8 protein-coding genes and 1 pseudogene are annotated in these 7,344 nt (G+C 70.1%); 3 read left to right on the plus strand and 6 right to left on the minus strand.

What is annotated here, in order from left to right:
- Window positions 1-108: 108 nt before the first annotated feature.
- Window positions 109-1,236: a hypothetical protein gene (locus tag MKL01_RS22085; protein WP_243907331.1), complete on the minus strand. Its 1,128-nt coding sequence runs from the start codon at window positions 1,234-1,236 to the stop codon at window positions 109-111.
- A 653-nt stretch (window positions 1,237-1,889) separates the two neighbouring features.
- On the opposite strand from MKL01_RS22085, the gene MKL01_RS22090 reads away from it, so the two are divergent.
- The 3 genes from MKL01_RS22090 to MKL01_RS35800 all read left to right on the plus strand — a co-directional run bounded on the left by MKL01_RS22090 (window position 1,890) and on the right by MKL01_RS35800 (window position 2,514).
- Window positions 1,890-2,105 carry a hypothetical protein gene (locus tag MKL01_RS22090; RefSeq protein ID WP_243907332.1) on the plus strand — a complete coding sequence of 72 codons (216 nt, stop codon included), beginning with the start codon at window positions 1,890-1,892 and terminating at the stop codon, window positions 2,103-2,105.
- Between the two features lie 96 nt (window positions 2,106-2,201).
- The gene (locus MKL01_RS22095; protein ID WP_243907333.1) at window positions 2,202-2,378 is read left to right on the plus strand and encodes a hypothetical protein; all 177 of its coding nucleotides are present in this window, start codon (window positions 2,202-2,204) and stop codon (window positions 2,376-2,378) included.
- A 10-nt stretch (window positions 2,379-2,388) separates the two neighbouring features.
- Window positions 2,389-2,514: a hypothetical protein gene (locus tag MKL01_RS35800; protein ID WP_279604794.1), complete on the plus strand. Its 126-nt coding sequence runs from the start codon at window positions 2,389-2,391 to the stop codon at window positions 2,512-2,514.
- A 58-nt stretch (window positions 2,515-2,572) separates the two neighbouring features.
- Here MKL01_RS35800 and MKL01_RS22100 read toward each other — a convergent pair whose 3' ends face one another.
- From MKL01_RS22100 to MKL01_RS22120, 5 genes and pseudogenes are all read right to left on the minus strand, one after another.
- A complete protein-coding gene (locus MKL01_RS22100) occupies window positions 2,573-2,836 on the minus strand; it encodes a hypothetical protein (protein WP_243907334.1) in 264 nt (87 codons plus the stop codon).
- 76 nt (window positions 2,837-2,912) lie between these two features.
- Window positions 2,913-4,763: an ABC transporter ATP-binding protein gene (locus MKL01_RS22105; RefSeq protein WP_243907335.1), complete on the minus strand. Its 1,851-nt coding sequence runs from the start codon at window positions 4,761-4,763 to the stop codon at window positions 2,913-2,915.
- Window positions 4,764-4,964: 201 nt separating this feature from the next.
- Window positions 4,965-5,897: an ABC transporter permease gene (locus tag MKL01_RS22110; RefSeq protein WP_243907336.1), complete on the minus strand. Its 933-nt coding sequence runs from the start codon at window positions 5,895-5,897 to the stop codon at window positions 4,965-4,967.
- On the minus strand, window positions 5,863-6,822 hold the full coding sequence (locus tag MKL01_RS22115) for an ABC transporter permease (protein WP_243907337.1): 960 nt from the start codon (window positions 6,820-6,822) through the stop codon (window positions 5,863-5,865). The genes MKL01_RS22110 and MKL01_RS22115 overlap by 35 nt, the downstream gene beginning before the upstream one ends.
- Window positions 6,823-6,838: 16 nt before the next feature.
- Window positions 6,839-7,344: pseudogene (locus tag MKL01_RS22120) on the minus strand (peptide ABC transporter substrate-binding protein); the annotation flags it as partial.

Genomic DNA, 7,344 nt, shown 5'->3' on the forward strand with positions numbered 1-7,344 from the left:
GGAGCGCCGTCAGGGCCGCGGCGCCCAGGCCCGCGAGGCGGCGCATGAAGCCCCGGCGGGGGAGGCAGCAGGGACAGGCGGCCTCGACGGCCAGGTAGGGCTCGGCGCTCATTGCGGGCGTCCCTCCGGAACGGCGGCGTGCTTCCGCAGGACCATGTCGCCCCGGAACACGAATTTCTGGGCGCGCTTGCCGGTGTCCACTTCGGTGGTGAAGACGTTGCCCTTCGAATCGACCGCGAGATTGTGGACCCAGTGGAATTCGCCCGCCATCCGGCCATTGCGGCCGAAGCGGCCGAGGATCTCGCCGGTGTCGCGGCTCAGGGTGCGGACCTCGTTGTTGGCCCCGTCGGCGTTGAGCAGGTAGGTCTGGCGCTCGTCCGGCCACAGGGCGAGCTCCCAGACCGAGCCGTTCGCCCGCGTGTTCTTCTCGACGAACATCTCCTTCACGAAGCTGCCGTCCTTGTGGAACACCTGGATGCGGTTGTTGGTCCGGTCGCAGACGTAGACCAGCCCGTCGCGGGCGATCTGCACGCAGTGGACCGGGTTGCGGAACTGCGTCGCCGGCTCGGCCGCGGGGTCGTAGGGCCCGAGCTTCTCGTCCGTCGGCGGCTTGCCGTAGGCGCCCCACATCCGCTTGAACGCGCCGGTCTCGGCATCGAACACGATGACGCGGTGGTTGTAGTAGCCGTCGGCCACGTAGAGTTCGTTCGTCTCGGGGTCGACCATCATGCCGGCGGGCTTGCCGAGGCGGGTGGTGTCCCGGCTGTCGGTCTGCGGACCCTGCTTGCCGATCTGGAGCACGAAGTGGCCGTCCGGCGTGAACTTCAGGATCTGGCCGTCGGTCTCGCCGTTCCCCGCGAGCCAGACGAAGCCCTTGTGGTCGATGGTGATGCCGTGCTCGTTCTGGGGCCATTGATAGCCCTCTCCGGGGCCGCCCCAGGATCGGATCAGGGTTCCAGCCTGATCGAAGACCAGGACCGGCGGGGCGGGCCTGCAGCAGCGGGTGCGGGGTGGATCGAGGCTCGCCGCCTTCTCGTCGTCGGTCAGGGTGCGCGGGCGCTGGATCACCCAGACGTTGTCGTTCGCATCGACCGCGACCCCCGAAGCCTGCCCCATGATCCAGTCGTTCGGTAGGCGCTTCGGCCAGGCCGGATCGACTTCGAAGCGGAGCGGCTCCTGCGCGGCGGCGCAGACTGTGAGCCCGAGCAGGGCAGCGACGACGAGCCCGCGCAGCATGGGCGCCTCCCGGAGGATTGCGTTTTGCGATGAGTGCGGGGATCAGACGCCGCGCGGCTACCGGCGTCCACCGCTGGGCCGGGCGCGGCCGGAGCTTTGTGCTACGCTTTCGGCGAATTGTTCGGCGCCGCAGGCCGTGCGCGGCTCGCACCTGCGGAGCGGACGTCCCGGCCGGTCCGAGCGCGCGCCGGGGGGCCGACCCGATGTGCGCATTATCGCATTCATGCGAGCGTCAGGCAGCTACGTCAATTTAGCCACTGCTTTCGTGGGAAGCAGAAGGCCCGGCCTCTTCTCTTGACATATGTTGAATAATGTTCGTTAACGACCCTTCTCCGCGACATAATCGTTCTGCGTTACTTCGCGTCGCCCGGCGGAGATTCGAAGCATTGTCGCCGTCTGCTGCGCTCTCCGTTTGTATCGGCGCGCTCTTGCTCAGCTCGTTGCTGGCGACATCCTTCGCCTACTTGGCATTTCTGTTGCTCCTGAGCTGAAAGATGCGCCGCAATCCTGGTTTCGGATCGCGCAACACATGGCGCGGCGGACGCGCTTGCCACGTTCCGGCCTCATTCGGACTGCGTAAGTAACGCGCCGGAAACAAATCAGAATCGGCTGGGGGGGGGGTAATGGTATTCATTTTAATTGCGGCCCTTGGGTTGGTCACCGCACGCTGGCTGAACTGGTTCAGCGTCGTGGCGATCGCGATGGTTCTCGCCGTCGCCGTCGGGGTCGAGGGCGCGGTCCATGCCCGCCCGTTCCTGAAGGTGCTGAGGCGCTGCTTCGAGATGAACGCGACGTTCCAGGGCGCCTACCTCGCCCAGGCGCTGTGCATCGCCTACGGGCCTCACCTGCTCGGGCGGTCCGGCAAGTAGGACCCGGCATCCGTCCTCGGACAATCGCGCGGGTCAGGTTGCAATAGAGCGGCAAACGGTTAAGCTCCTGCGTAGGATCTACTGAGGAGGGCGGCCATGAAATCAGTTTATCGCCAGTCCGAAGACCGCCCGGAGGCACCGCTTCCGTCGTCGACGCCGGTTCAGGCCATGCACGCGGACGAGCTGCTGCAGGAGCAGATGCGGCGCCTGCACAACACGCGCGCCCGCCAGCGCGCAGTCCGGCACCCGCGCGCCGCCCGCCCCCCGATGTGACGGCCGCGCCGTGCTCGACTCCCTGGTTCTCGTCTGTGCGGTGATCGCGATCGTCGGGACGGCGGTGCGGCTCGGGCTTGTTCCGCCCGTGCCGGCCGTCCGGCCGCGCCGCATCGAGTGGGACGACCCCGCGTAGGAACACCGCGCGAATCGCCCGATGACCGCGAGACCGCCCCGGGGCGATGGCGCGGGCGCTATGCGGGAGGAGGCGCATCCCGGAGGATGCGCACGGGCCGGATCGCGCGGGCGGCGACTTCGGCCTCGACCCAGGCGCGGGCGGCGTCGGGGACGGGATGATCGGCGAACGCGGCCGGTCGCGGCGGCCATTCCGAGCCGGCCTGGACGACGTAGCCGCGCACGCCCGTCGCCCGGGGGCCGACATAGCCGAACACCTTTCCGGTCCCGTCCACGAGGTCGCTGCAGTGGGCCGGGCCGTCGGTCCAGCGGAGATCAGGCATGGTGACGCCCCGGATGCGCGTCCCGGCATGCCCCGTCCGCGCGGGAACTTCAATCGCCGCCGGAGGGTCCCGTCGATCAGGCGGCCGCCACCGGGGTCGCGGCCTCGGCCCAGCCGGCCCCCCAGTCCTGCACGACGTGGCCCGGCGCGACCTCCCGGTAGAGCCGCTCCGGCGCCACGTAGTCGGGCGCCCGGATCGGGCTGCGGATCTCGTCGTCCGGGAGCGCATGCCGGTCGCGCCGGCGCGCGGGATCGGGGACGGGCACGGCGGCGAGCAGCTTGCGCGTGTAGGGGTGCCGCGGGTTGCCGAAGACCGAAGCCCGGGGGCCGATCTCCACGATCTCGCCGAGATACATCACGGCGACCCGGTGGCAGACCCGCTCCACCACAGCCATGTCGTGCGAGATGAACAGGTAGGCGAGCCCCAATTCGGCCTGGAGGTCGAGCATCAGGTTCACGACCTGCGCCTTCACCGAGACGTCCAGCGCCGAGACCGCCTCGTCGGCGACGATCAGCCGGGGGTTCAGGGCCAGCGCCCGGGCGATGCAGATGCGCTGGCGCTGGCCGCCGGAGAACTCGTGGGGGAAGCGCCCGACCGTCTCGGGCGCCAGCCCGACCCGGGCGAGAAGGTCCTCCGCCCGGCGCCGGGCCTCCCGGGCGCCGGCGAGGCGATTGATCAGCAGCGGCTCGGCCACCGCGGCGCCGACGCTCATACGCGGGTCGAGGCTGGCGAACGGGTCCTGGAAGATCATCTGCATCTTCTGCCGGCGGTCGCGCAGGGTCTTCGGGTCGAGGGCCATGACGTCCTCGCCGTCGAGCAGGACCGAGCCCGACAGGGGCTCGACGAGGCGCAGGATCGAGCGGCCGGTGGTGGACTTGCCGCAGCCCGATTCGCCCACCAGCGCCAGGGTCTCCCCGGCGGCGAGGCTGAACGAGACCCGCTCCACCGCGTGGACCCGGCCGGTCACGCGGCCGAGGAGCCCGGAGCGGATGTCGAACCGGGTGGTCAGGTCGCGCACCTCCAGCACCGGGCGCTCGGCGGCCTTGACGGTGTCGGGGGTCTCGGGCGCCGCCGCCGCCACGCCGGTGGTGCGGTCGACCACGGGGAAGCGCTGCGGCCGGGCGCGGCCCGCCATGGCGCCGAGGCGCGGGACGGCGGCGAGCAGCGACCGGGTGTACGGGTCCTCGGGGGCGGCGAAGATCCGCGCGGTCGGACCGGCCTCCACGGCGCGGCCCCGGTACATCACCACCGTGCGGTCGGCGATCTCCGCCACCACGCCCATGTCGTGGGTGATGAACAGGACCGACATGCCCTCCTCGTCCTGGAGGCTCTTGATCAGGTCGAGGATCTGGGCCTGGATCGTGACGTCGAGCGCCGTGGTCGGCTCGTCGGCGATCAGGAGGGTCGGCCGGCAGGCCAGCGCCATGGCGATCATCACCCGCTGGCGCATGCCGCCGGAGAAACGGTGCGGGTATTCGTGCAGCCGCGCGCGGGCCGCCGGGATCCGGACCTTGTCGAGGAGCTGGAGCGCCTCCACCTCGGCAGCGGACCGCGACAGGCCCCGGTGCTGGATCAGCGCCTCGGCGATCTGGAAGCCGATGGTCAGCACCGGGTTCAGGGAGGTCATCGGCTCCTGGAAGATCATGGCGATCGAATCGCCGCGCACCCGCCGCATCTCGGCCTCGGGGGCGTCGAGGAGTTCGCGGCCCGCGAAGCGCACGCGGCCGCCGATGCGGCTGGCGTCCCGGGGCAGCAGGCGCAGGATCGACAGGGCGCTGACGCTCTTGCCCGAGCCGGATTCGCCCACCAGCGCCACGGTCTCGCGGGGCCCGACGTCGAAGGAGACGCCGTGCACGACCTCGCGCCAGCGCCCGTCCGAGCGGAAGGAGACGGTGAGGTCGGAGACCGAGAGGATCGGGTCCGTCACGGGGCTCACTCCTGATCCATCGAGGTTCGACAGGGCGAGAGTCCTCCCGGCAGCGCCCTCATCCTGAGGTGCCGCAGCGAAGCGGCGGCCTCGAAGGAGGGCTCCAGCCGGCCGCGCGACCCCTGGAGCCCTCCTTCGAGGCGGCTGCGCCGCACCTCAGGATGAGGGGATTGGATGGGAGATCCCATGCGGACCGACCTCCTACAGCACCCGCCGCGGATCGAGCGCATCGCGCAAGCCGTCGCCGATGAAGTTGATCGACAGCACGGTCAGGAAGATCGCGCCCCCCGGGAACAGCGCCCAGTGCGGCGCCACGTCGAGGTGGTCCTTGGCGTCGAACAGCAGCCGCCCCCAGGTCGGGATGTCGGGCGGGAAGCCGAGCCCCAGGAAGGACAGCGTCGATTCCGCGATGATCGCCGCCGAGACCTCGATTGAGGCGGCCACGATCACGGGTCCCAGGGCGTTCGGCAGGATGTGGCGGCGCACGAGGTGCCCGGTCGTCGCCCCCTGCGAGCGGGCCGCCTCCACGAACTCCTTCTCGCGCAGGGACAGGAACTGCGCCCGCACCAGCCGGGCCACCGGCATCCAGCGCAGGCCCCCGATCACCACGACGATCATCAGGAACACGCCGCCCTGCGTGCCGAACACGGCCTTCAGGCTGTCGCGGAACAGGTAGATCACGAGGAGCAGCAGCGGCAGTTGCGGCAGCGAAAGGAACAGGTCGGTCAGCCACATCAGCAGAGGGTCGAGGAGACGGCGCGACATGCCGGCCAGCGCCCCCACCAGCACCCCGATCAGGCTCGCCACCGCCATGGCGGCGAAGCCCACCGCCAGCGAGATCCGGCCACCGTAGATCATCCGGGCCAGCAGGTCCTGGCCGAGGTCGTCTGTGCCGAACGGGTGGTCCCAGGACGGGCCCTGGAGTTGGGCCGCGAAGTCGATGTCGTCGATGGCGACCGGCCAGAGCAGGCCGCCGACCACCACGCCGGCGACCAAGACGGCCAGCACGCCGACGCTGGCCAGCGCCAGACGGTGCCGCCGGAAGCGCCGCCACGTCTCCCGGCCCGGCGAGGCCGGCGCGCGGGCGACGGGGACCGGCTCATCGGAGGGCGATGCGAGGGTCGAGCCAGCCATAGAGCAGGTCCGCGACGAGGTTGAACAGGATGACGAGGCCGGCGAACACGAAGGTCACGGCCATCACCACCGGCGTGTCGTTGGATAGCATCGCGTCGATCAGCAGCGAGCCGATGCCGGGGATCCGGAAGATCTGCTCGGTGACGATGGCGCCGCCGAACACCGCCGGGATCTGGAGGGCCACCAGCGTCACCACCGGGATCAGGGCGTTGCGGGCGATGTGCCGGCGGGTCACCGTGCCCTCGGTCAGGCCCTTGGCGCGGGCCGTGGTGACGTAGTCGAGCCGGGCGACGTCGAGCGCCGAGGCGCGGACGTAGCGGGTGTAGGAGGCGGCCTGGAAGAAGCCCAGCACCGCCACCGGCATGATCGCCTGCCGGACGTTCGCCCAGATCCAGGGAAGCCCGGAGCCCGGCAGGTCGGCTTGGTAGACGAAGGGCAGCCAGCCGAGCTTGATCGAGAACAGCAGGATGAACAGCAGGCCGGTGAAGAAGGTCGGCAGCGAGAAGCCCACGAAGGCCAGGGTGTTGGCGACCTGATCGGCCAGCGAGTAGGGCCGGCGTGCCGCGTAGAGACCGACCGGAATCGCGATCAGCAGCGCCAGCACCTGGGAGGAGCCGACAACGAACAGGGTCGTGGGCAGCCGCTGCAGGATCAGGGTATCGACATTCACCCGGCTGGCGAAGGAGAAGCCCCAGTCGCCGTGCAGCATGGCGGTGAGCCAGCTCAGATAGCGGGTGAAGATCGGGTCATCGAGGCCGAACTTGACGCGCAGCGCTGCCCGGACCTCCGGGGGCACGTTCGGGTTCGCGGCGAGTTCGCCGAACGGATCGCCGGGCGCGAGCGCCAGGACGACGAACAGGATCAGGCTGATGCCGAGCAGACTCGGGATCGCGATCAGGAGCCGTCGCAGGATGTAGGCGCCCATGGCCCCGCGCTCCCGCTCAGGCCTCCCGGTACCAGTCGGGCAGGAACGCGAGGTCGTTGTCCCAGCCGCTGCGGGGCGCCGTCAGGCTCGCGCCGACCGCCGAGACCTCAGCCCGGTGGATCAGCGGCAGCACGTTCTCGGAGACCGCGAGGTCGTTGCACTTGATCAGGAGTGCGGCGCGCTTGACCGGGTCGAGCTCGCTCTGGGCGGCGTTGTAGGCCGCGTCATAGGCGTCGCTGCGCCAGCGCACGACGTTGCGGCCCTGCCACTTGTTGGCCTTCTGGGCCACCTCCCAGGAGGCGTACATCAGGAGCCAGATCGCCGGATCGGCCTGGGTGGCGCCGTAGGCGTACATCTCCAGGTCGGCGTAGAAGTGGGTGCAGGTGTCGGGGTTGGCCGGGTCGGAAGAGAAGAACACCGAGCCGGTGACCGATTTCAGCTCGATCTCGATGCCGGCCTTGGCGGCCGCCTGCTTGATGATCGCCTGGGTCTTCTGGCGCGGGGCGTTGATCGAGGTCTGGA

It is taken from the genome of Methylobacterium sp. J-070 (genome assembly GCF_022829385.1).
Classification (GTDB): domain Bacteria; phylum Pseudomonadota; class Alphaproteobacteria; order Rhizobiales; family Beijerinckiaceae; genus Methylobacterium.

Coding starts and splice junctions, on each gene's coding strand:
- MKL01_RS22085 (WP_243907331.1), bottom strand. CDS start 1,236: ATGCTGCGCGGGCTCGTCGTCGCTGCCCTGCTCGGGCTCACAGTCTGC.
- MKL01_RS22095 (WP_243907333.1), top strand. CDS start 2,202: ATGAAATCAGTTTATCGCCAGTCCGAAGACCGCCCGGAGGCACCGCTT.
- MKL01_RS22100 (WP_243907334.1), bottom strand. CDS start 2,836: ATGCCTGATCTCCGCTGGACCGACGGCCCGGCCCACTGCAGCGACCTC.
- MKL01_RS22110 (WP_243907336.1), bottom strand. CDS start 5,897: ATGGCTGGCTCGACCCTCGCATCGCCCTCCGATGAGCCGGTCCCCGTC.
- MKL01_RS22115 (WP_243907337.1), bottom strand. CDS start 6,822: ATGGGCGCCTACATCCTGCGACGGCTCCTGATCGCGATCCCGAGTCTG.